Here is a 23,617-nt window from a genome sequence, read left to right on the forward strand (position 1 = left end):
ACTCATTTTTTTAATGGTTAACTTTCAAACTGTATATTACAACTTCAGTTTTGCCATTAACATCTGAATGAAACTGCTGACAGATAAATTCCATTCCTATTTTCTTCATAATTTTAATTGAACCTAAATTATCCTTATCCGCTATTGCTGTAAAACGTTCAATAATTGGTTGTTCCTCTACCAATAATTTAATCACTGCTTTGACGCTTTCTGTCGCATAACCTTTCCCCCAAGCTGATTGTTTGAATCGCCAACCAATTTCAAGATTATTAAATTCAGGGGTCTCACTGAAAAAGCCCATGGGCCTAATCAATATCCAACCAACAAAGTTATCACGACGATCAACAGTATCTAGTTCTCGCTTTTCAAACACCTTCCAAAAGCCCCACCCTTTGGATGGCGTTAAATAACTTGCCAAACGTGGTATAGAAATATGTTCTATATCAGATTTTGAGGTAGGTTTTCCGCCGTTTATATATTTCATCACATCGGGATTTTGGTCTAGAGCGTAAAGTAAATCGGCATCATCAAGCGTCATAATAGCAATTGATAATCTGTCTGTTGCTAACTGGGTTTTCATAACACCTACTTCCAATAAGTCAAACACAATGGCAAGATTCTAAATTTTAGATATAAAAAAAGGAACCCTAAGGTTCCTTTTTTAAAGAATAATAACTAATTACTTAGCTAAAGCTTCTTTTGCTTTTTCAACTAAAATTGTGAAAACAACTTTGTCGAATACAGCGATGTCAGCCAAAATTTTACGATCGATTTCGATCGAAGCTTTTTTAAGACCGTTAATGAAACGGCTATAAGAAAGACCATTTTGACGAGATGCCGCATTGATACGTGCAATCCAAAGTTGACGGAATTGACGTTTCTTTTGACGACGGTCACGGTAAGCATATTGACCAGCTTTAGTTACTGCTTGAACAGCAACACGGAAAGTACGAGAGCGAGCTCCGTAATAACCTTTGGCTAATTTAAGTACTTTCTTGTGACGAGCACGAGCGGTTACACCACGCTTAACTCTAGGCATTGTTCATATCTCCTTTAATTAAGCGTATGGTAGTTGACGTGCAATTGCTGGCACATCAGACTTAGCTACTAAACATTTAGCACGTAAGTGACGTTTACGCTTAGTGCTCTTCTTTGTCAAAATATGACGTAAGTGTGCCTGTTTGCGCTTGAAACCATTAGCGGTTTTTCTGAAGCGTTTTTGGACACCCTTATCTGTTTTCATTTTAGGCATTGCTAAAACTCCGCATTGGGACATTAATAAAACGTAAGGCGAGCAAAACCCTCAAAAAGGATTTTGCTACTTTTTAATTGGTTGCCCTACTATTTCTTTTTAGGTGCTAGGACCATAACTGCTTGTCGACCTTCCATTTTCGGGAAAGATTCAACAACAGCATATGTTTCCAAATCTGCTTTGATACGGTTCAAAAGATCCATACCTAAGCTTTGGTGTGCCATTTCGCGACCACGGAAACGCAGCGTAATTTTCGCTTTGTCCCCATCTTCTAGAAAACGAATCAGGTTGCGTAGTTTTACCTGATAGTCGTTTTCATCAGTGCCAGGACGGAATTTAATTTCCTTCAGCTGGACCTGTTTCTGCTTCTTCTTTTGTTCTTTTTGAGCTTTCGCTTTATCAAAAAGGAACTTACCGTAGTCCATAATGCGACAGACCGGAGGCTCAGCGTTAGGACTAATTTCAACCAGGTCTACACCTGCTTCATCAGCTAATTCTTGAGCCTGTGAAATACTTACGATTCCAACAGATTCGCCTTCGATATCCGATAGACGAACTTCTGGTACGCCAGTGATTTCTTCGTTAATACGATTAGGGGCTGGCTGTCGCCCTGCTGCTCTCTTGATCTTTATGACCTATTCCTCCAACAAAATTAGACTACGGCTCGAAATTTGTTTTTGTATCTTGGCAATAAAATCATTGATTTTAATCTTGCCTAAATCGATACCGTCACGTGTTCGTACCGCAACTTCCTTATTTTCTATCTCTTGATCACCAACGACCAATAAATAAGGTACACGCTTTAACGTATGTTCACGTATTTTAAAGCCTATTTTCTCATTCCTCAAGTCTTTAGATGCTCGAATGCCACTTTCTTTGAAAGTTTTAACAATTTCATCTACATAATCAGACTGTTTATCAGTAATGTTCATAACAATTACTTGCACTGGTGCAAGCCATGTCGGGAATTTACCTGCATACTCTTCAATTAGAATACCGAGGAAGCGCTCAAGTGAGCCTAAAATAGCTCTGTGAATCATAACCGGTGTTTGACGAGTGTTATCTTCAGCAACATAGGTAGCACCTAAACGTGAAGGTAACGCATAATCAAGTTGCACTGTACCACATTGCCACGCACGATCTAAGCAATCATGCAAAGTAAATTCGATTTTTGGGCCATAGAACGCACCTTCACCAGGTAAAATATCAAATTCGATATCATTAGCCTTAAGTGCTTTCTTTAATGCTTCTTCAGCACGATCCCACATATCGTCATCACCAATACGTTTTTCTGGACGAGTTGATAATTTAACGACGATATTTTCAAATCCAAACGTACCGTATGTGTCATACACCATTTGAATACATTCACTGACTTGTTCTTGAACTTGGTCATCGGTACAGAATACGTGTGCGTCATCTTGAGTAAAGCCACGAACGCGCATTAGGCCATGTAAAGAACCTGATGGTTCGTTACGATGACAACAACCAAACTCAGCCATTTTTAATGGCAAATCACGGTAAGACTTCAACCCTTGGTTAAAGATCTGTACGTGTCCCGGACAGTTCATAGGCTTAATCGCATATTCACGGTTTTCACTGTTCGTTGTGAACATCGCATCAGCGTATTTGTCCCAATGGCCAGAGCGTTCCCACAAGTTACGATCCATCATTAATGGACCTTTAACTTCTTGGTAAGTGTATTGCCCTAGTTTTTGACGAATAAACTTCTCAAGCTCTAAATATAAGCTCCAACCATCATTGTGCCAAAACACCATTCCTGGCGCTTCTTCTTGCATATGATAAAGGTCTAACTGTTTACCAATTTTACGGTGGTCACGTTTAGCCGCTTCTTCAAGACGGTTTAAATGTACTTTAAGAGCTTTTTTGTCTGCCCAAGCAGTACCGTAAACACGTTGTAGCATTTTATTGTCAGAGTTACCGCGCCAGTATGCACCAGCAACACTCATTAACTTAAAGTTTTGACAGAACTTCATGTTAGGTACATGAGGTCCACGACACATATCAATATATTCTTCGTGATGGTAAAGCGCTGGGGTTGCATCTTTGCTGATATTTTCATCTAAGATTGCAATTTTGTATTCTTCACCACGAGCTTCGAACGTATCACGGGCTTCTTGCCAAGAAACCACTTTCTTAACAACGCTATAATTTGTTTTAGCTAATGCTTGCATACGTTTTTCTAACGCATCGATATCTTCTTGAGTAAGCTTGTGATCTAAATCGATATCGTAGTAAAAGCCATTATCAATAACTGGACCGATTGCCATTTTAGTTTCAGGCCACATTTGCTTAATAGCATGACCTAATAAGTGCGCACAAGAATGGCGAAGGATTTCAACACCCTCTTCATTTTTAGCCGTAATGATTGAAAGTTCTGAATCTGTGGTAATTAAATCACAAGCATCAACGAGTTCTCCGTTCACACGACCAGCAATACACGCTTTAGCTAAACCAGGACCGATGTCGCCAGCGACATCTAAAGTAGAAACAGAATCGGCAAACTCACGTTTGCTGCCATCAGGCAAAGTAATAATAGGCATTTCATTTCCTTATCCAGTGGTGACCCACACGTAGGGCCACTTGGTAATTAATATATAAAAGAAATGCCACCGAACATCAGACATTACAGGAGTCTGAGTCATAAGTGGCATGAATACGCATTGTATGTGAAAAGGCCTTTTGCAAGCAAGCTAACTCAGTCGCAAAATTGAATAAAACACCATCACAACAGCTTTTTACACTTCTTGGATGACTCGATTAACTTTTAATAGCCAATGCAGCTGCTACCTCAACTGACAACTTTGGCATTACGCGAGTTTTACTAATGTTTACTATACTTAATTCCAAGCTCAATCCTGCTTTCTGCTAAACGGTTAAAGGTTTTTTAGTTTTGCAAATGCTTTAATGTTAAATACTGGGGGAAGTTATGAATTTAGTCAGCCGAGTAATAAGTTGTCCGCATTGCGGCCATAATCAACATGTTCATATTGATACTAGTTGTGGAGATCAAGAGTATTATGATGATTGTCGAGTGTGCTGCAATCCAATCCATATGCGATTGCAAGTAAACGATTCAAATAGAACCATTCAATTATTTATAGATTCTGATGATGAACAGTTCTATTAACAGTTGAACATGTAAAAACCTGCTTTAATAGGCTTAGAATGTGTCATCAATCTAAGCCTTTGTAGGCTATTTTAGCAATGATTTTTTAGCTAAAATTCTTTCTACTGTATCGACTATAACTTGAGTTTGACTATCGATTTCGATATTGATTTTGTCACCCAGTTTGCAGTCACTCAAATTAGTTAATTTGAGCGTTTCTGGGATCAAATGTAACTTGAACTGGTCTTGATCAATCTCTCCTACCGTTAAACTGCATCCATTGACGCCTATAAAACCTTTATAGAAGATATAATCCATCCATTTAGCCGGTACTGTTAATGTTAAATTGTAATGCTCATCGGTATGACTTATGTGGGTAATTGTTGCCATGGTATGAACATGACCTGACAAAATGTGGCCACCTATCTCTTTTCCGAAGGTCAAAGAACGTTCAATATTGATTTTGTCACCCGGTTCAATAAAATTTAAGTTTGTTAGCTGTAAGGTCTCTTCCATTACATCAAAATAAACTCTATTATTCACCAGCTTTGTGACCGTTAAACAAACACCGTTATTTGCCACACTCGCACCAGTTTCTAAACCATGCTGTAGCTCTCCTGGAATATTAACTTCAAATGTTTTTAAACCACTCTGTGCTTTAATTGTAATAACATCACACGTCGCTTGTACGATACCAGTAAACATATTTGTGCTCTTTAGTTGAAGGTTTTTAAATGAATAACACAGGCTTTCAGGCCAAAAAATTAATCCAACTGGCAATGCCAGTATTAATTGCTCAAGTTACCCAAACAATGATGGGATTTATCGATACTGTTATGGCCGGTAGAGTCAGCGCTGTCGATATGGCTGCAGTCGCGATTGGTACCAGCTTATGGTTACCTGCTTTATTGTTTGTGCAAGGGCTACTGTTGGCATTTACACCCGTGTTTGCCCATCATCACGGCGCTAATAATCCAAAAGCAATCCAACCCTTGATGTCGCAAGCATTCTATATTGCCATAATTGGCAGTGTTGGTGTGTTGTTGTTCCTCTCATTTGCTAAAACTATTTTTACCATGATGGCTTTAGAACCTGAATTAGCCGAGTTAAGTGCAGGCTATTTACATGGTTTTATGTGGGGTGTACCTGCATTTATTTTGTACCAAATACTACGGGGCTGCTCTGAAGGCATCTCTTATACATTACCGACGATGGTTATTGGCTTTGTCGGTCTTGCGGTTAATATCCCTGCAAACTATATCTTTATCTATGGTCATTTCGGGGTCCCTGCGATGGGCGGTGCTGGTTGTGGTATTGCAACTGCATTAGTGTTCTGGGCTATGTTATTTGCCATGATGATATACATGCAACTTCACAAGAAATTTGCTGAGATAGCGCCATTTTCGACATTAAATAAGCCAAATTGGAAAACCATTTGGGAAATGATGAAGCATGGCACCCCTATTGCTATGGCTTTATTTTTTGAAGTCAGTCTATTTGCAGTTATAGCTTTATTGCTCGCCCCCCTTGGTGCTAACGTTGTTGCAGGCCATCAAATTGCCCTAAACTTCTCATCTATTGTATTTATGTTGCCATTATCAATCGGTATTGCCGTTTCGATTAGAGTGGGTTATTACCTCGGTCAGGATAAAGTTGAAATATCCAAAATGGTCACAAAAATAGGACTGATATTGGCATTTTCATTAGCGGTGGTGACGGCAATCATTACTGTATTGTTCAAAACTGAAATAGCCCTGCTTTACAATAATAACCCTGAAGTCGTTGCACTAGCGGGTAGCTTAATGTTCCTTGCTGCTTTATACCAATTATCTGATTCTATCCAAGTGGTCGCAGCTGGTGCACTACGTGGCTATAAAGATACCAAGAGCGCCTTCTATATCACCTTGGTGTCATACTGGGCTATTGGTATGACATTGGGCTACATATTAGCTAGAACTGATATCATTGTGCCCGCTATGGGCGCTCATGGGTTCTGGATTGGCTTAATAGCAGGTTTAACCAGTGCCGCGATATTGTTCGCATTGCGTCTAATCTATATTCAGAAGAATGCCAAATTTAAAGCGGCATTTGAAGACCATAGCTAAAAGTGATTGTGTCAATGCAGTGGTAGAGCGTCGTAATCGTAATTAAAAACACTTGAATACGACGCTATACAACTCAATTTGCACAGCAAATCGCCACTCGTTCATATTTTTGATTTTTTTGCTTGCATCAAAACACGTATCCCGTAAGATATCGCTCGTTCCACAGATTACATGAAGATGTCATCTTACAACAATACAACCGTAGCTCAGTTGGTTAGAGCACTACCTTGACATGGTAGGGGTCGGTGGTTCGAATCCACTCGGTTGTACCATATTATTTGAAAGACACGTTACAACTGTAGCTCAGTTGGTTAGAGCACTACCTTGACATGGTAGGGGTCGGTGGTTCGAATCCACTCAGTTGTACCAATTTCAAATCATAATAATTCAGCCAGCTTATGCTGGTTTTTTTATGTTCAAAATTCCTAAGATTTACAAAATATCATCAACTACTTTTAAATATCATAAAAACCACTCAGTGATTGTTCAAAGAGTGGCTGTTTTGTAATTTATATAAAGGCTTATAAAGAATTCACAAAAGCTTTTAACTTCATATCTCTATCAATGAGTAACGGATAATCAGTTCGCCCTGCCATTGGCCAACCGTTGCGCCAAGTTTGCTTGTCACTTACCCCCCAAAACGTAATTCGACCTATGCTGTCGCTATGTTTTTTATAGAGAGCAAACAAGTTTTGATAGCGTGATGCCAATTGCTGCTCTACTGCAATGGGTAAACCTGCAGCGTACGGGTTATATTGTTGTTGCAGTGCGACATCTAATGAGACGTCGGCGCCTGCTGCTAAGTTTTCAGGAAATGGTAACACTGAAATATCAAGCTCTGTGACCATGACATCAACACCTGCTGCAGCAAACGCGACAATTGAATCTTCAACTTCGGTGAAGTCTGGGTAATCAAGAGAGTAATGGGCTTGCATACCTACACCATCAATTTGAATGCCCTTTTGTTTCAGTCGCTTGATTAACGCAATAGCACCTGCTCTTTTTTCAGGCTTAAACATATTGTAATCGTTGTAATACAGTTTGGCATTAGGCGCAGCTTGGTGTGCATAGATAAAGGCTTGCTCTATGAAGTCATCACCGATAATTTGCTGCCACTTTGATTCACGTAAACTGCCATCTTCATTAAGTGCTTCATTTACTACATCCCAAGCAAATATTTGATCAGCATAACGACCAGCGACAGTTTTAATATGTGTTTCCATAACCTTTAATAGTTGTTCACGTTTTAAAGGATTTCCCGCATCATCTTCAAATACCCAGTCAGGCGTTTGCGAGTGCCAAACGAGAGTATGACCTACAAGTTGTTGATTATTTTGCTCAGCAAAGCTAACTAATGCATCAGCAACATCAAATTGATATTCGTTTGGTAATGGGTTCACCGACTCCCATTTCATCGAATTTTCAGGCGTGAAGGTATTGAAGTGTTTAGCCGCTAACAATAGCTCAGGATCGGTAGGGTTCAATACTTGAGATTTACTGATTGCTGTACCAATTTTAAAGTTTTCAGCAAATTGATTTTTTAAAATAATATCTTGAGTCAATGTTGCTGTTGCTTCAGGTTTTGTTTGCTGAGTGACACCTTGGTCATTATTACAGCCTGATAGCGCTAAAACTACCGTGGCACAACCTGCAATTAAAGGTTTATTGAATTTATTAATTATTTTCATCACTTTCCATGTCCAGCTATTTGTGAGTAATCTGGCCGAATATTAATGCATTACATCGACCAAACAAGGTTAATAGTTGCCGTTTAAACGAATCTAATTAGTGACTGATAGTCGCTAATCCGAATAAATATTGGCTTTAATTACAGGCTCTCAATTAAGCCTGCAACTTAATAGCCTGCTAATACCAAGGTAAGAAATGTCTAACTGATGAGTAAAGATTTCAGTTGCTCTCGCCATTTTGTAAATCAAGTCCAAAGCACTCATTATGATTATTCCTATACTGCTAGGGTTATAATGAGAAACTATCAAATAGTCCTTTGGACAACAAGCTAATCTAAAATAGACTATTTTGCTGCTTATTAAAACATTTATGTAACATAGATTTTATATTTACTGACGATTTAACTTCAGCATCAAACGAATGATTACAGTCGTTATCACCATTAGCCGTTAAAGCCAGAGGCAAATGGCTATAAAGTTTATCTACCGCTAAGATCGGGAGTTTGAAGTAATAAATAACAACAATGTCTATCTGCGGCGCTCAGCATTCAGCTTGAAATCAAATGTTTAGTTAAACAGTGCCTTGAATGCAGGCTTAGGTTGGTGTTTTCTATCCCATAGCAGCGGATAATTGGTGCGGTTCGGAATTGGATAGTCATTTTTCCACGACATTCCATCATGTAATCCCCAAAAGGTGACTCTGTCGATCTTTTCACGCTTTGCTTTGAATATATCAAATAGCTCTGTATATCGTGCTGCTAATTTTGCTTCAATGTCAGCGGGTAAATGATCTGAATATGGATCTAAGTAAGTTTTAAATTCTTGCTCCTGAAACTGCGGGTGCATAAAGCCTTGCCCAATAACTTGCCCTTCTTTGGTAAATGGCAACACATCAATATCGAGTTCAGTGATCATCACCTTCAGCCCCAATGCTGCGTATACATCAATTGCCTCTTCGATGAGATGACCTTTGGGAAAGTTAAGTCCCCAATGCGCTTGAATTCCGACGCCATCAATTTTTATCCCTTCACTTTGGAGCATTTTGATCATACGTACAATACCGTCACGCTTAGCCGGTTTCCAGGCATTAAAATCGTTATAATAAAGCTCGGTATTAGGCGCGTACTTGGCGGCAAAGGTAAAAGCGGCTTTTGCCATTTCGTCACCACTTCCAATAACATTACTCCACACGGTTTGACGATAGTTACCATCATCACCAATGACTTCGTTGAGTACATCCCAGGCATCCACTTTGCCCAGATACCTGCCTGCAACTAGTTTAATATGTTGCTCCATTCGATCAATTTGCTGTTCTGGAGAGTTTGCTTCACCATTCTTTTGCTTAAAAAACCAATCAGGCGTTTGGTTATGCCACACCAGCGTGTGTCCTACGACGAACATATTGTTGTTTTTTCCAAAATCAATAAATTGATCCGCTGCCGTAAAGTTGAATTGATCGGGAAGTGGGTTAACGATTTCTGCCTTCATAGCATTTTCAATAGTGATGGTATTGAATTGTTTGGAAATAATGCCAGCGCTAAGAGGATCCTGTCCTGAGACAATTTCATCATTCACTGCCACCCCAATTCTAAAATCATTTTTAAAATGTTGTTTTAACAATTTATTTTCAATTAGACCGTTCTGTATCTCAGCTTCAGTGGCAACGCCATGGCTTGAATACAACATTGAAAAAAATATTGGCATCACAGCTAGTTTAAAAACTGATAACTTTGATATTGCGAGGCTAGATACGCCTAAGCATGTCGTTAACGCTTGTTTCCCTACGCCTACTTTCCTTGTGTTTAGTTTCATCCTGTCATCCATTGTATAAATAGTGTTAGCTATCTTATGAGGATTTTAATGTAATAGTCAATTTGACCACTTGAATTTATTTTGTTAATTTATTGATACAAAAAAAGCGGCTAAGCTTTTGAGCATCAATGCATGGTAGATAAACATGACAATATTCAAAGAGACGGTTTAGATATGAATACACTAACTAATGGCAATTTAAAGCGTGTTTTTGTTTTTGGGCTGATGCTAGTCTTGGCACCAAACATAAAGGCCGCTGATAAACAAAGCAATTTGATTGCCCCCAAATCACATTCAACCATAATTGCAAACTGCCCTAAGGATATACGTCCTTTTGCAAAAGGCTTATCACCTAAATTGATCACCACTCAACTCAAATTCTTAGAAGGGCCAACTTGGTCTAGGTTGACAGGTAAATTTTATTTTTCAGAAATGGATTTTAATGGTGCTCAAACAAATGGGCCAGAAGCCACTATTTATTCATGGAATGAGCAAGACGGTGTTGAGTTGTTTATTGAAAATAGCGGTACCAATGGACTGCTAGCTGAGAATAAACAGTTAATCAGCATGAATCATGACACCCGCTCAGTGAATACATTTTCACTAACGACCAAAGAACGAGTGTTAATGGTAAATGACTTTAACAGCACAAAATTTAATTCTCCCAATGACCTTATCAAGCATCCTTCTGGAGAATTATTCTTTACCGATCCCGACTGGCAATTAAGCGGTAGAACGCAACAAACCCCCTTCACCGGTGTCTATAAAGTTAATGTTAAAAATGAAGTCACTTTACTATCAACTAAGTTCATCAAACCTAATGGGATTAGTTTATCACCTGACAACAAAACTCTATATATCGGTGATTATAGCCATCAAATATTTGCACACCAACTTACAGAAAATAATGAATTAGGAGCATTAAGTTTTAAAATCAACATTGATTCACCAGATGGGATCAATGTTGATTGTGCCGGAAACATCTATGCTGCCAGTCATAATGAAGGTAAATTGTATGTCTATAACCCGCAAGGTGAATTACTTCAAAGCGTTTATATTGCCCCTAAAATTACCAACTTGGCTTTTGGTGGTAAAGATTTAAAAACCATTCTTATCACCACGGGTAATGGCTTATTTACCTTACAATCAACGATTGCAGGTATATCAACAACTCATTCAAATTAATCGACTATTCCTTTACCCGTAGCAGCCCAATATAGTCCGCCATATAGATGGTCTAAAAAAAGCTTATTTTGATAAACTGGTTTGATATGGCCCAATGAAGTATAAAACGATCGACCGCCATCAAAGTTGTGATACCAAGCAATAGGATGAAAATCACCCATGCCGCTACCCTGCTTGGTGCCCCAATCAGCGTTAGGGTTATAACTGGTTTCATCGACAGTCAAAAGATAATTCAGTCCCGTTGAATTAGCTTCACCAAACTCATACCATTCGTCAGTCCACAGCATCTTTTCAGGCATTGATTCTAGACCAGGAAATTCACTAGACACTTTAGACAGCCAAGCTGTTTGCACTACCGGGTGTATAACGAACGTATGCCCAACGAGTTGTTGATACCAGCCCCAGTCATATTCAGTATCCGATGCACTATGTATCCCGACAAAACCTTTTCCAGACTGAATGTAGCGTTCAAGTGCTTGCTGCTGCTCATTCGACAAAATATCACCCGTAGTAGATAGAAATACCACGACATCAACCTTGCTGAGGTACTCATCGTTAAAGTAATGACTTTCTTCATGCCAGATCAGATTGAAATAATGTTTCTCTGCAAGCTTTTCAAACGCCGTGACGCCTGCTGGAATAGATTTATGATGCCAGCCAGCTGTTTTAGTAAATAATAGTACGTTGAATTGTTTAGCCGCTAAGGTTTCGAAACCTGTCGCGTGGCTGTGTTGGTGGTTAAAACCAACAATGGCTATAAATACCACGAGTAAAAATTTATGCATTTGTAATATTATCCTATTTAAATTTGACGAATAAATTTGCCGTCAATCTACCGGTAATGGGATTGTCATTGATATCAAATGCCGGTTTTACCAGACTTGAATGCAGTAGTTGCCCAGGAAAAATAATTAACCGATTCTGCTGATATGGGATTACTTTATAACATTCAAAATCTGGATGTTCCTCAGTGCAGTAGCCACTATGCTGTAAAGTATTAAGTGTTGTTTGATACTCTGCTAATCGGGCTTCATTAATAAATTCATAGCCACTACTTCTATGGCGGAAAAAAGCGGTACCGCCATGCTGATGACAAGATAAGTAATGAATACAGGCAATAAGATTAGGATGATAAGTATCAAAGTGTGGAATGGTTTGTATTAATGACAAATCAGCTTCTGCTGTGGTCAGCAGTGAGTAATAGTTATCACAAGGGCTTGGCGTTAGGTGTTTGGGCAAATTAAAAATAGAATACAAGGCTTGCATCAGTGGTTTTAAGTAAGCAACCACATCAGCTTTGGACATGGCACTTCTTATCCCAGGATATTGGGTATGTTTATCCTGTATAAACTGACTAGCAGTAATGATCTGGTCACGAACAACCTCGATGTCCGCGACATAATCATCAATAATAACAATAGGTATTTTACTGTTACCGATATATTCAATACGAGGCTTTATATCAGCATTAATACTAAACATAGCGCCTTAACTGATTGTAGACTTGCAGTAGTTATTAATAAAATCCACATGGTTAGGCAAGCTATTTACCCGTCTAGCGATGCTTTGTTTAATGGTACCTAAAAACTGCGCCAATTCGTCATCAGACATGTTATCGACAATAGGATGATATTGCTCAGGTATCAAGCCTTGGCCTAACATCACTTGTAGCCATGAAGCTTCACCAAACAACTCTTGATCTGTTTTATACACTTGGCCACTTTGTTTGAATAAATCTATTCTTTTTTGTAAGCTTTCAGGGATATCCATTTGCTTACAATAGCGCCAAAACTCACTGTCTTTTCGCTCTGTCACATGATAATGAAGCACAATAAAGTCACGAATATTCTCAATTTCAATTCGCATCTTTTGATTAAAATTGTCAACCACGCCACTTTCCATTGCGGTTGTTGGCAAGTTTTGCATTAATCGAACAATGCTTTGTTGGATCAAATGAATACTGGTTGATTCAAGTGGTTCAATAAATCCGCTGGATAAACCGATAGCGACACAATTCTTATTCCAATGCTTACGTCGAGTACCAGTCCGAAACTTGATAACTCGAGGCTCGTTGATCAGCTCCCCTTCAATATTTTCAAGCAGTAATGATTTAGCGTCATCATCAGACAGATATTGACTACAAAAGACTAAACCATTACCCATTCTATTTTGCAGCGGTATTTGCCATTGCCAACCACAAGGATGCGCAATAGAGCGGGTATAAGGTACCAGTGGTTTCGTTTGCTTCGTTTGCACCGCAATTGCGCTATCGCAAGGTAACCAATGACGCCAATCGTCATAACCGGTATGCAGTGTTTCTTCTATCAGCATGCCTTTAAAACCGGTGCAATCAATAAATAAGTCACCAGCAATCTGTTGACCATCAGCTAATGTTAACGATTCAATAAAACCATTTTGTTCATTTAAATTTACTTTTGAAATCGTTCCTTCAATGCGTTTAGCGCCATACTTTTCAGAAAACTGACGTAGAAAGCGGGCGTAAAGTCCTGCATCGGTATGAAACGCATGATTTCTATCATGATTAGCTAGCACTGCAAATTTACCTACACGACTTGCCACGTGTTCAGGGCAGTAATCGCCTATGTCACTGGCAACCCCTTGCTTAACACCTTTTAACCAAAAATGTTGAAATCCTGCAGCCCAGCAACTTTGGCCTATGTAACCAAATGAATGCATATAGTCTTGATTAACATCACGCCAGTTTTCAAAAGAAATACCTAATTTAAACGTGGCATTCGTCGCAGCCATAAATTCAGCTTCGTTGATTTTTAATAAATCATGAAAAATGTGTAAGGTCGGTATGGTTGCTTCACCGACACCTACGGTAGGAATTAAATCAGATTCAACTAAAGTGACATTAATATTCTTGCCTAATAACTTAGCAAAAGCGGCAGCAGCCATCCAACCAGCAGTACCACCGCCAGCTATAACTACGTTTGTTATTTTTTTATTCATTTCAGTAGCCTGCATGCTTGTTTAAAAGATATATAGCCATGATACGGTATCGAATTAATGATAATAAATAAACAAATTTACTGATAAAGTATTTATCATCAAAATCCCATTAATGGGTCAGTTGACTGTTTTTACGTTCAACCAGTTTTCTCATATGCGCCTGAGAAGCAATAATCATGTAAATGGCTTCAAGATACCCTGATTGATGTAATTTAATCACTTTATCAGCCGCCAAACTGGCTAGCTTATCTTCATTGATAGTATAAAAACCAATTAACTGATGCTGACTGTCATTATTTAACGTCACGTCGATAGTCACCGCTTCAAGTAAATCAAAATGAGTGAGTGCAGCAACAAATAATGCATTCGCATTGAGCCCTTGATGTAACTCCTCAAGTATATTGGCCATATTCTCCAAATATTCACTATTGCCACCAAAAGGTAAAAACAGTTCAACGCCCTGCTCATCATTGACTCTAGGTGAGTCCATATCTAAGGTAATGACTCTTTGTGGCTCAGATACCCCGTTCATTACCGAATGCTGAGTGCCAATGTAAAATGGCAATCTTTGCATTGAAAGCGGGATATAACTGGCATCCCACTTACCTTCATTTAAGAATAAGTTTTCATTATTTTTAAACCCAAACAGGGTGACTGGCGTAAACTCGCCTGTGTCAGCATTTTTTTGAAACATAATCGGGTAATGAGCCTGAACCGTTTTAAATTCAGCGACAAAAGTCGGTGAAAACCACTGGTCATCGCCATACTTAGCTGAACGTTCGGTAATAATTTTTATATTTTTATGTTCAACGTTATTTAATAATGCGTGAGTAGCCATAGATGCGTTCCTTTTGGGTTTTATTAATACCACTATGCTAATTGAGCCTTGTCATGATGATCGTCGGCGCGGTTATGAATGGGGCTTTTTTTTATAGTGAGATCTTTGTTTCTGCTTGTTTGAATAATGCTTTGCTGAATACTGTTAAGTAAACTTCGATTACAAATAGCGACTTGTTTTAATTGTTGTTGCTGCTGAGCGACCTTCTGTATTTGCGCCGAGTATTGACTTAAATCGAGTTTGTCACTCAGCTCATGTTGCTTCATGCCGTAATACACGTATTGATAACTGGCAGCAGGAAAAAGCGGATAAGCTTGGGTAATATCGTATTTACTCGGGGCTTGGTGCTGCCAAAGCGCCAATAACTTCAGTAAAGAAGTTGGCGTTGTGGTGTCATCTTTATGTTTACGCCAATACTCACTGTCTTTTCTATTTGATAAAACATAGTGCAGCTTTAAAAAATCAATTATTTGTTGCCAATGGTTGAGCATTCGTTGATTAAAACGCTCTTCAATAAGAGGCAATACTTGCACATGATGCGGAAACTGCTCAGCAATAAACATCGCTGATTGTTCGACTAAGGCTAAAGCTGACGCTTCTAGCGGCTCTATAAAGCCAGCTGACATGCCGATAGCAACACAGTTGTTATGCCAAAATTTGCTTAAATGGCCAGGATTGAAGCTAAGGTGTTTAACGCTTACGCTGTCGACTTCACCACCAATGTATTGCGTTAACGCAATCTTGGCTTCTTCATCTGATATAAACTCACTGGAATACACATAGCCAACCCCACGGCGAGATTGCAATCCAATATCCCAAATCCAACCAGCAGCCTGCGCTGTGGCAAGGGTACTTGAATTAATGGGATGGTTTTTCGATGAATAAGGCACCTGAGCCGCAACGGCACGGTCGTTAAACAAGATAGATTTTTTACAAATAAACGGAATTTTATAATGCTGTTTTATCAATAAGCCCTGTTGACCACTGCAATCGATAAATAAGTCACCATTAACAAGCGGCGACGTTAAAGAATCCGTCTGTAAACAGGTAATAAAGTCTGTTGCATCCGCATTAAGTCCTATGACGTTAGCGCTGATATGTTTGATGTTAAGTGTATCAATACAATGATTTTTTAATAATAATGCAAATTTACCCGCATCAAGATGATAACCATAATTACCGATATAGTCGTAATCTGCTGTATGGGTTAATTTAGGGGCTAAATTAAGCTGGCAAAGACTTGATTGATAACAGAATAATTGAGCGAAACTGGCTGCACCATCGTAATGACAAGCAGAGTGGTTAGTGACTGCATTGTCGGTTATCTGTTGAAAATCAGCCGCTACAGGTTGTGTGAATGGATGGTAGTAATAACTATGACTCGTCGTTGGATTGTTCCAATTAACAAACTTCGACGCTTGCTTAAAACTGGCATCGCAATGAGTTAAAAAATCTGACTCGCGAATCCCGATATGTTTCAGCGTTTCACGCATTGAAGGCCAAGTCCCCTCACCCACGCCTATCGTGGGAATATCAGCGGATTCAACTAGGGTGATATTAAACGCTAGTGACTTTTTTTTGAACTGTGCAGCAAGGATCCCTGCCGTTAACCAGCCTGCTGTACCACCGCCAACAATAACAACTTCTGTGATTTTATTATTCATTGCTCACCACAAACACAAGTAAATAAGGGTGATAGCGACTGGGGACAGCCGCTATCATTTACAGCTCGCTACTAGAACGTATAGCGAACCCCTAATCCATATCGCGCACCTGTTTGTGTTGTTTCAAACACTAATTGGCTTTGACGACCATGCTTACGAACCACTTCTTCAGTAATGTTTATCCCTTCAGCAAAGACGGTAAGTCCTTCAACTGCTGGAATGTCATAACTGATACTGAAGTCAATTTGATAATATTCTTCAGTGTAGATAGGCGTGGTTAAATCGCCATTAACGCGTTTATCTGACAAGAACTCATCACGCCAGTTATAAGCAATACGCGCCTGCACACCGTAGTTATCGTAAAATAACACTAAGTTTGCAGTATCACTTAAGCCCACTAATGCTTCAGTATCTTCAAGTGAACTATCATCATATTGTAAATCTGAATCTACCATGGTGTAGTTTACAATACCGCCGAAACCCGTTTCACCAAATAAGTGTTGTACATTAAACTCAATGCCATCGATGGTATGTTCTGTGTCACCATTAATAGGCACATTTAAGTCAAATACGACTTCATCATCTGTTAATGGGTCGCCAGCAATCGTACCGCCATCTAACAAGCCATCATCATCAAAATTTGGTGTTACGTTTGGATCATCTGCATAATTTTCAAAAATATAAGTACGAATTTGCTCATTTGATGCGTTAGCACCTAAAGCTGCCACTGCCGCATTAAATTTATCACCACTCAAAGGGTTAGATAGATTGAAAATATTAGACTGTGTAGAGCCATAGCTAATCCAGTTAGACACGTCCTTTCTGAAATAACCCAAAGAAGCATAACTACCCGCATCGTAATACCACTCTGCAGACAAGTCATAGTTAATTGACTCTAATGGTTCTAAGCCAGGATTCCCTGAACTGCCAGAGTACCCACTTAAATTACCACCCGTATTAATGGTCGTTCCACCTAACAGCGAGTTATAACCCGCACGTGAAATTGTTTTACCTACTGCTGCGCGAACGCGTACATCTTCGGTCACATCTAAGTTAAAGTTAATGTTTGGTAAGAAAATATCGTAGTCAGCACTTTGCTTTAGAGTTTCAATACCTGTTTGCCCCGTGATAGAGGTGGATGTGTCTTCGTTCCATTCAACGCGGCTATAACCCGGCGCCGAAGCTGTCGAGACTACATCAGTTTGTTCATAACGTAGACCGACATGTACGCTATATGGCATATCAAACATTTCACCTAAGAAATTAGCTTGAATGTATGCTGCGGTGGTTTCTTCTTCAGTAAAGCGGTTGGTATCAGCATCCCAATTCGTCGAAGCACAGAATTGGCCTTCTCCATTAGGACCTGCAGCAGCGCCAGAGGCGGCCTTACAATCACCATATAGACCATCAACATTAGCGATAGGATCGGCATATTCTGCAGCACTGATGATCTCATCAAAGTCAGCAAAGAAAATACGATTAAATAAATCGTAATCACTTTGGGTTGGAGTACCTTCAAAATCACCAGCGGTACCTGTATCATCAAATTTGTCTAGGATGGTATCTTCAGTCCAATTAATATCCTCGAAGTCACCTTCTTCACCGACGCCACCCCAATCTGGGCGTTGCACTTGAGTATGACGATAGCGGTTATTCACAGTGTTAAGCGAAACACCAAAATCAATACTTAAATCACTGTTAAAATGGTATTTACCATCTAATTGAGTTTGATCAATTTCTGACGTGTATTTGTCATTGGCAAACCAACTTCCTGATAAACGCATGGTACTAGGGTTAAAGTTTTCGATATCGCCTACAGCAATGCCCGGTAAACTGCCCGTTAAATCAAGGCCGGTACGGCTACGCGTATATGACGGTAATTGCACGTTGTTACGAGTACCGTGACGTGGATCCGACGCTTTCATGTTGGCTTTAGAGCTATGATGATCTAGCGTTAACACTAAATCTTCTGTTACCTGCCAATCAAGGTTTAAGCCAATTGAATCAGTAACCTCTTCACGACCCCAAGCACCTACAGTTAATGAAGTATCTTTTAAATCACCAGGGCTGTTGATGTCATAAATTTCAGAATAAATTAATGGCACAGCATTGGGCTCACCCGTCCAAACCGATTCACTGCGATCGCCAGCATAGTTAAACCAAACTGAAGCATCAGTATGTTGTTCTTCAATAGTATTTCTAAAAGTGGTGTAATCAAGGGTTGCGGTAAAGTTTTCAATTGGACGATATTGTAATGTTAATTGGCCATTGATACGTTCGCGTTGACGTTCTTCCATGACATAGCGTGGCTGTTGTGGGTTTGAGTAAATACCCATAGTTGGACGATTAGTTCCGCCTTCAGCACCTGCTGGTACGCCGCCCCAACCTGTGTTGCTAGCGTCACTGGCACGATAGCCTTGATCGGCTAAAAACTGTTTCATACCACTTTCACGTTCTTGATAACTACCTGAAATAGCAATACCAAAAGTATCATCAGCAAAAGTTTGTGAATATAAACCGCTAAACTCAGGAGTAACCCCACCTGTTTCAGTCGAAGCATCATCTACAGCTTTACCTGAAAGACTGGCTGTTAGACCGGGTGCATCTAGTGGTTTATAAGTACTTAAATTAATCGTTGCACCAATACCACCAGTAGTAATGCTGGCATCAGAGGTTTTATAAACTTCAACACCGGATACACTTTCGGCAGCGACATTGGCAAAATCAAACGTACGACTACCTGTAGTATTAGGTAACTGTCGTCCATTTAAGGTGATAAGATTTTGTGCCGAGCCAAAACCACGCACAGTCACAGTACTACCTTCACCGTTAGAACGGTCAATAGAAACACCAGTAATACGTTGCAGTGACTCCGCTAAATTAGTATCCGGAAATTTACCGATATCTTCTGCAGAAATGGCATCAACAACACCTACGGCTTCGCGTTTTAGATCCATTGAACGGATTAAACTGCCACGAATACCTGTCACTTGAATCACTTCGACTTCATCAGCTGCTTCTGCAGCATAACTGCTATGTGTTGCAGACATTGAACTTAATGCTGCTAGAATTGAAGTGGCTATTATCTTTTTATTAAACATCTCATTCTCCCCTCGCTTCGTTATTGCCAAAATGGCAATGACTCCTTTTTCAATTAATTACTCCCCAGAAGTAACTAACCGTTTGATTTAAAAATCCAATAAAGAGTACTAACAAAGACTGCAATCGATTCGTATGTTATTAAATCGTTAAATTCAATATAAAGCTATAGTTTGTCGATTCTCTGCTCATTATTGCGTATTTAAATGTGTAAACTTTTCGTTAATCTTTACCTGTATCATTTAAATCTACTGGTCAAATTGACCATAACTTATTTAGGCAAATAAAAATGCTGCTATCCAGCTTTATACAAAGCATTACTCATATGCTGTTACGGTTATTATTTGACCGTCTAAATCATGGTGTAATTGTGTTTTTTTCACACAACGTAAATGTGTTTGACCCGAAGATAAACTGGCATCATGGTAGAATAAAAACCACTTTCCTTGATGCTCCACAATTGAATGATGGTTAGTCCAACCTAAAACGGGATTTAATATCACACCTTGATATACAAATGGCCCATAAGGATTATCACCAATACCATAAGCAATATTATGGGTATCTCCAGTAGAGTATGAAAAATAATATTTCCCATTATGTTTATGTACCCAAGACGCTTCAAAGAAACGACGTTGGTTATCTGCTGTGGTGATTGGATGACCCTTTTCATCGACAATAACGATGTCTTGAACCTCTTCGGCTAAAGACAACATATCATCTGATAACTTTGCCATTTTGGCTGGCAATGCAGCTTGCTCATCTTCAGGGTAAATGTCTTGCTGACTAAACTGGCCTTCATGCCAATTTTGTAATTGCCCGCCCCATAAACCACCAAAATATAAGTAATAACTGCCATCATCATCTTCAAAAACAGCCGGGTCTATACTAAATGAACCTTCAATATAATTATCTTCAGCAACAAACGGTCCTGCTGGTGAATGGCTTGTTGCAACGCCAATTCTAAAAATACCTTGTAAATCACGAGCCGGAAAATAAAAATAATAAGCGCCATTTTTATGAGCAGCATCTGGCGCCCACATTTGCTTACTGGCCCACTTAACATTTTCTACACTCAGAGCAACACCATGATCAATCACGTCATTAGTATCATTATCAATAGATAAAACATGATAATCTTTCATGGCAAAATGATCGCCATCGTCATTAATTTGAGTATCAGTTTCTATATCATGTGAAGGATAGATATATATTTTATCCTCAAACACATGAGCAGAAGGATCGGCTGTATATATATGAGATACTAATGGTTCATCCTTCTGTTTAAAAGAATGAGCATTTTCAATATCCAATTGCTGCTTCCTTTCAGCATCACTTACTTCTTTATTAATCATGGTTTCCCTTTTCTATTTAACCTTAGCACCCAATACAACACCAAGATTTCAACGAATACTTTTAAATTAACAATTTTCAATAATTAAAAGTAACTAGCTGCATTTTGTTTCAAGTAGATTTAATTGAATTTTTTTAACTTCCATTTCTGTTAAACGATATTTACTAATGACAAATAAACAGATGATGGTGCACGCAATAGGTATTCCGGCAAAGGCCAATAAAATGCCTGACAATGTATGTTCAGTTTGTACTTCATTAGGGACATAGTCATACGCAGACAATATCCAACCAGCTAATGCGCCACCAATAGCAAACCCAAATTTAATGGCTAACAAATGCCCTGAAAAAGTGATAGCCGTTAAACGTTTACCCATTTTCTCAACGCCGTAATCAACAGTGTCAGCAACCATTGAAAACATAATGGGCGTTATGATCATATGGGCAAAGTTGGCGATGAAGTAAGCAATAAAGATAAGTGCTATTTGGTCACTGCCTATGACATAAAATAATGAATGTGAAATTATCACTACCACTAATGCCACCTGAAACAGGATCTTTTTCTCAATAAACTTAGACAGGAAATTAGTCGATATCGCACCAAGTACTGAACCCACTGCTGCCAATGTTAAAAAATTCGATAGCAGCGATTCATCACCGATGTAATATTTAATATAATGCGGTGCAACAGATGCTCGAATACCGATAAGAATTAACGTCGCTAGACTAATAATGGCAATGACTAACCATTGATCATTTTTAAATAACTGAAAGAAATCTTTAAAAATACTCTGAGTCGAGCGTTTACTCGCATCCGTGTTAGTGAGTGTTTCTTTGGTCATTGCAAAACACATTAAGAAACAGATAGCGGCTAATGTCCCCATGAAAATCATTGCTAATGGATAACCTACAGCATCATTCCCTTGACCAAAATATTCGACTAACCTTGGTATTGCCCAAACAATAACCACCAGCGCAGCCATCGCCATGGCAAATCTAAAAGATTGTAAAGAGGTCCTTTCTTTAGGATCTGAAGCCATCACCCCACCTAAAGCACCATATGGAATGTTAATTGCCGTGTAACATGTCATTAGCAGCCCATAAGTCACGTAGGCATAAATCAACTTACCCGTACTATCAAAATCAGGGGTGATAAACGCTAAGCAGGCTAAAACGCCATAAGGTACTGCTAACATTAGAATGTATGGACGGTATGAGCCCCAACGAGTACGAGTTCTATCTGCTAGACCGCCCATGATAGGGTCAGTTAATCCGTCAAAAAGCCTAACCGATAACAATAAGGTTCCGGCTGCTGCAGCTGAGAGACCATAAACATCGGTATAGAAAATCAACATAAAGTTGGCGACCATTTGAAACACGATGTTACTTGCAGTGTCTCCTAGGCCATAGCCAAGCTTTTCTTTAATGGTGAGTTTCTTATTCGTCTTTTCCATTACCATTACATTCCAATTAAAGGTTATAGTCACAAACACTATATCAATTAATTAACATTGTAAACAGCTTTAGGTAATTATTAACAGGATGTAAAAAAGACAGCGATTGCTGTCTTTGATGGGGTAGCAAAACTTATGTTTTAGTATTCAAAGGTATAACCGAATTGCGTCAGCTTTTCATAAACATCAATGTCAAAACGGTACAATGCGGCAGCGCGATGTGCCACATTACGTTGTTTTTCTTTGCAATCTATCAATAAATCCATCTTTAAAATTTTTCGACGAAAGTTAGGTTTGTCTAAGGTTAAACCCAATATAGATTCATACAATTCTTGCAGTTGTAATAAAGTGAACTTCTCAGGTAATAGACTGAAACCTAAGGGTTCATGTCTTACTTTGTATTTTAAATGATTTAAGCAGCTGGCGAGAATGTTGCCATGATCAAACATTAATTTAGGGACTTGTCTCACATCAAACCATTCACACTCAATAGCATTGGCACCATGAGCTAAATCAGTGTCATCAAAACGCACTAATGAATAAAAAGCAATGGTAATAATACGTCTGGCAGGATAACGGTCAACATCACCAAATGCACCTAGCTGATCTAAGTACAAGTTTTCGACACCCGTGGTATTTTTAACGACGCGAGATGCCGCCGTTTCAAGATTCTCATTACTGCGTACCCAGTGTCCAACGAGCCCCCACTGGTTAGTTGCAAGCCCTTGATTGTATTTAACGAGCAATACTTTTAGCTTACCTTCATGCAAGGTAAAAATAAGATTATCAACGGTTAAGTTACTAATACAATCAGCTGGAATCGTTTCTTCATTAATAACTTCGTTTATAAAGTTCACGGGGGGTATCCAAATAATAGAGCAAGCAATGTGATACAACTTGAGGGGATGTAGCAGTCAATAGCTAGCTAAACACCCTATTCTAAAGTCATACACAACAGAAATTTATAAAACACTTTACTCATCAAAATCATAATTGTAAATGACTGATACAATTTCAATTTATACTTTGAGAGACTGAAAAGTTAAATGTTGAGTGCATAA

Annotated in this window: 20 protein-coding genes and 2 tRNA genes; 5 read left to right on the top strand and 17 right to left on the bottom strand. The window is 39.0% G+C overall.

What is annotated here, in order from left to right:
* Positions 1-10 precede the first annotated feature (10 nt).
* The 5 genes from AB4160_RS18020 to thrS form a co-directional block, all read right to left on the bottom strand.
* Positions 11-580: a GNAT family N-acetyltransferase gene (locus AB4160_RS18020; protein ID WP_372005803.1), complete on the bottom strand. Its 570-nt coding sequence runs from the start codon at positions 578-580 to the stop codon at positions 11-13.
* 99 nt (positions 581-679) lie between these two features.
* Positions 680-1,039, bottom strand: coding sequence for a 50S ribosomal protein L20 (gene rplT, locus AB4160_RS18025; RefSeq protein WP_076540889.1), 360 nt, complete (start codon positions 1,037-1,039; stop codon positions 680-682).
* Positions 1,040-1,057: 18 nt separating this feature from the next.
* Complete coding sequence (rpmI, locus tag AB4160_RS18030) at positions 1,058-1,252, bottom strand: 50S ribosomal protein L35 (protein WP_055023949.1); 195 nt, start codon at positions 1,250-1,252, stop codon at positions 1,058-1,060.
* Between the two features lie 89 nt (positions 1,253-1,341).
* Entirely contained in the window at positions 1,342-1,884 is a 543-nt protein-coding gene (gene infC, locus AB4160_RS18035; RefSeq protein ID WP_076540890.1) for a translation initiation factor IF-3, read from the bottom strand.
* Positions 1,885-1,887: 3 nt separating this feature from the next.
* Positions 1,888-3,816 carry a threonine--tRNA ligase gene (gene thrS, locus AB4160_RS18040; protein WP_372005806.1) on the bottom strand — a complete coding sequence of 643 codons (1,929 nt, stop codon included), beginning with the start codon at positions 3,814-3,816 and terminating at the stop codon, positions 1,888-1,890.
* 386 nt (positions 3,817-4,202) lie between these two features.
* Between thrS and AB4160_RS18045 the strand changes: the two genes are divergently transcribed.
* The gene (locus tag AB4160_RS18045; RefSeq protein ID WP_102435425.1) at positions 4,203-4,403 is read left to right on the top strand and encodes a CPXCG motif-containing cysteine-rich protein; all 201 of its coding nucleotides are present in this window, start codon (positions 4,203-4,205) and stop codon (positions 4,401-4,403) included.
* Between the two features lie 66 nt (positions 4,404-4,469).
* Here AB4160_RS18045 and AB4160_RS18050 read toward each other — a convergent pair whose 3' ends face one another.
* Positions 4,470-5,087 carry a riboflavin synthase subunit alpha gene (locus AB4160_RS18050; protein WP_102519543.1) on the bottom strand — a complete coding sequence of 206 codons (618 nt, stop codon included), beginning with the start codon at positions 5,085-5,087 and terminating at the stop codon, positions 4,470-4,472.
* A gap of 29 nt (positions 5,088-5,116) precedes the next feature.
* On the opposite strand from AB4160_RS18050, the gene AB4160_RS18055 reads away from it, so the two are divergent.
* From AB4160_RS18055 to AB4160_RS18065, 3 genes are all read left to right on the top strand, one after another.
* Entirely contained in the window at positions 5,117-6,487 is a 1,371-nt protein-coding gene (locus AB4160_RS18055; protein ID WP_372005808.1) for an MATE family efflux transporter, read from the top strand.
* 195 nt (positions 6,488-6,682) lie between these two features.
* A tRNA-Val gene (locus AB4160_RS18060) sits at positions 6,683-6,759 on the top strand.
* A 20-nt stretch (positions 6,760-6,779) separates the two neighbouring features.
* A tRNA-Val gene (locus AB4160_RS18065) sits at positions 6,780-6,856 on the top strand.
* A gap of 152 nt (positions 6,857-7,008) precedes the next feature.
* Here the strand turns inward: AB4160_RS18065 and AB4160_RS18070 are convergent.
* Both AB4160_RS18070 and AB4160_RS18075 read right to left on the bottom strand, forming a co-directional pair.
* The gene (locus AB4160_RS18070; RefSeq protein ID WP_303446336.1) at positions 7,009-8,175 is read right to left on the bottom strand and encodes an endo-1,4-beta-xylanase; all 1,167 of its coding nucleotides are present in this window, start codon (positions 8,173-8,175) and stop codon (positions 7,009-7,011) included.
* Between the two features lie 567 nt (positions 8,176-8,742).
* Positions 8,743-9,987: an endo-1,4-beta-xylanase gene (locus AB4160_RS18075; RefSeq protein WP_372005811.1), complete on the bottom strand. Its 1,245-nt coding sequence runs from the start codon at positions 9,985-9,987 to the stop codon at positions 8,743-8,745.
* Positions 9,988-10,119: 132 nt separating this feature from the next.
* Between AB4160_RS18075 and AB4160_RS18080 the strand changes: the two genes are divergently transcribed.
* On the top strand, positions 10,120-11,172 hold the full coding sequence (locus tag AB4160_RS18080) for an SMP-30/gluconolactonase/LRE family protein (protein WP_372005813.1): 1,053 nt from the start codon (positions 10,120-10,122) through the stop codon (positions 11,170-11,172).
* Here the strand turns inward: AB4160_RS18080 and AB4160_RS18085 are convergent.
* From AB4160_RS18085 to AB4160_RS18125, 9 genes are all read right to left on the bottom strand, one after another.
* Positions 11,169-11,957 carry a ThuA domain-containing protein gene (locus tag AB4160_RS18085; protein WP_372005815.1) on the bottom strand — a complete coding sequence of 263 codons (789 nt, stop codon included), beginning with the start codon at positions 11,955-11,957 and terminating at the stop codon, positions 11,169-11,171. The genes AB4160_RS18080 and AB4160_RS18085 overlap by 4 nt on opposite strands.
* A 13-nt stretch (positions 11,958-11,970) precedes the next feature.
* A complete protein-coding gene (locus tag AB4160_RS18090; RefSeq protein ID WP_372005817.1) occupies positions 11,971-12,654 on the bottom strand; it encodes a DUF6445 family protein in 684 nt (227 codons plus the stop codon).
* Between the two features lie 6 nt (positions 12,655-12,660).
* Positions 12,661-14,148, bottom strand: coding sequence for a tryptophan halogenase family protein (locus AB4160_RS18095; RefSeq protein WP_372005819.1), 1,488 nt, complete (start codon positions 14,146-14,148; stop codon positions 12,661-12,663).
* Positions 14,149-14,257: 109 nt separating this feature from the next.
* Entirely contained in the window at positions 14,258-14,986 is a 729-nt protein-coding gene (locus AB4160_RS18100) for a SapC family protein (RefSeq protein WP_102435441.1), read from the bottom strand.
* 32 nt (positions 14,987-15,018) lie between these two features.
* Entirely contained in the window at positions 15,019-16,650 is a 1,632-nt protein-coding gene (locus AB4160_RS18105) for a tryptophan halogenase family protein (protein ID WP_102476772.1), read from the bottom strand.
* Between the two features lie 71 nt (positions 16,651-16,721).
* A complete protein-coding gene (locus AB4160_RS18110; protein ID WP_102476771.1) occupies positions 16,722-19,751 on the bottom strand; it encodes a TonB-dependent receptor in 3,030 nt (1,009 codons plus the stop codon).
* Between the two features lie 315 nt (positions 19,752-20,066).
* Complete coding sequence (locus AB4160_RS18115) at positions 20,067-21,104, bottom strand: glycoside hydrolase family 43 protein (RefSeq protein ID WP_372005821.1); 1,038 nt, start codon at positions 21,102-21,104, stop codon at positions 20,067-20,069.
* Positions 21,105-21,197: 93 nt separating this feature from the next.
* On the bottom strand, positions 21,198-22,556 hold the full coding sequence (locus tag AB4160_RS18120; RefSeq protein ID WP_102435449.1) for an MFS transporter: 1,359 nt from the start codon (positions 22,554-22,556) through the stop codon (positions 21,198-21,200).
* 140 nt (positions 22,557-22,696) lie between these two features.
* Positions 22,697-23,404 carry an NrtR DNA-binding winged helix domain-containing protein gene (locus AB4160_RS18125; RefSeq protein WP_372000266.1) on the bottom strand — a complete coding sequence of 236 codons (708 nt, stop codon included), beginning with the start codon at positions 23,402-23,404 and terminating at the stop codon, positions 22,697-22,699.
* Between the last annotated feature and the right edge of the window lie 213 nt (positions 23,405-23,617).

The sequence above is a fragment of the Shewanella sp. 10N.286.51.B8 genome (genome assembly GCF_041469325.1).
Lineage (GTDB): Bacteria > Pseudomonadota > Gammaproteobacteria > Enterobacterales > Shewanellaceae > Shewanella.

What these genes read in the sequence shown, in the direction of transcription:
- rplT (WP_076540889.1), bottom strand. Translation starts at nt 1,039, where the DNA reads ATGCCTAGAGTTAAGCGTGGTGTAACCGCTCGTGCTCGTCACAAGAAA.
- AB4160_RS18085 (WP_372005815.1), bottom strand. Translation starts at nt 11,957, where the DNA reads ATGCATAAATTTTTACTCGTGGTATTTATAGCCATTGTTGGTTTTAAC.
- AB4160_RS18045 (WP_102435425.1), top strand. Translation starts at nt 4,203, where the DNA reads ATGAATTTAGTCAGCCGAGTAATAAGTTGTCCGCATTGCGGCCATAAT.
- AB4160_RS18100 (WP_102435441.1), bottom strand. Translation starts at nt 14,986, where the DNA reads ATGGCTACTCACGCATTATTAAATAACGTTGAACATAAAAATATAAAA.
- AB4160_RS18090 (WP_372005817.1), bottom strand. Translation starts at nt 12,654, where the DNA reads ATGTTTAGTATTAATGCTGATATAAAGCCTCGTATTGAATATATCGGT.
- AB4160_RS18080 (WP_372005813.1), top strand. Translation starts at nt 10,120, where the DNA reads ATGGTAGATAAACATGACAATATTCAAAGAGACGGTTTAGATATGAAT.
- AB4160_RS18070 (WP_303446336.1), bottom strand. Translation starts at nt 8,175, where the DNA reads ATGAAAATAATTAATAAATTCAATAAACCTTTAATTGCAGGTTGTGCC.
- AB4160_RS18075 (WP_372005811.1), bottom strand. Translation starts at nt 9,987, where the DNA reads ATGAAACTAAACACAAGGAAAGTAGGCGTAGGGAAACAAGCGTTAACG.
- AB4160_RS18120 (WP_102435449.1), bottom strand. Translation starts at nt 22,556, where the DNA reads ATGGAAAAGACGAATAAGAAACTCACCATTAAAGAAAAGCTTGGCTAT.
- thrS (WP_372005806.1), bottom strand. Translation starts at nt 3,816, where the DNA reads ATGCCTATTATTACTTTGCCTGATGGCAGCAAACGTGAGTTTGCCGAT.
- rpmI (WP_055023949.1), bottom strand. Translation starts at nt 1,252, where the DNA reads ATGCCTAAAATGAAAACAGATAAGGGTGTCCAAAAACGCTTCAGAAAA.
- AB4160_RS18050 (WP_102519543.1), bottom strand. Translation starts at nt 5,087, where the DNA reads ATGTTTACTGGTATCGTACAAGCGACGTGTGATGTTATTACAATTAAA.
- AB4160_RS18110 (WP_102476771.1), bottom strand. Translation starts at nt 19,751, where the DNA reads ATGTTTAATAAAAAGATAATAGCCACTTCAATTCTAGCAGCATTAAGT.
- AB4160_RS18115 (WP_372005821.1), bottom strand. Translation starts at nt 21,104, where the DNA reads ATGATTAATAAAGAAGTAAGTGATGCTGAAAGGAAGCAGCAATTGGAT.
- AB4160_RS18105 (WP_102476772.1), bottom strand. Translation starts at nt 16,650, where the DNA reads ATGAATAATAAAATCACAGAAGTTGTTATTGTTGGCGGTGGTACAGCA.
- AB4160_RS18020 (WP_372005803.1), bottom strand. Translation starts at nt 580, where the DNA reads ATGAAAACCCAGTTAGCAACAGACAGATTATCAATTGCTATTATGACG.
- AB4160_RS18055 (WP_372005808.1), top strand. Translation starts at nt 5,117, where the DNA reads ATGAATAACACAGGCTTTCAGGCCAAAAAATTAATCCAACTGGCAATG.
- AB4160_RS18095 (WP_372005819.1), bottom strand. Translation starts at nt 14,148, where the DNA reads ATGAATAAAAAAATAACAAACGTAGTTATAGCTGGCGGTGGTACTGCT.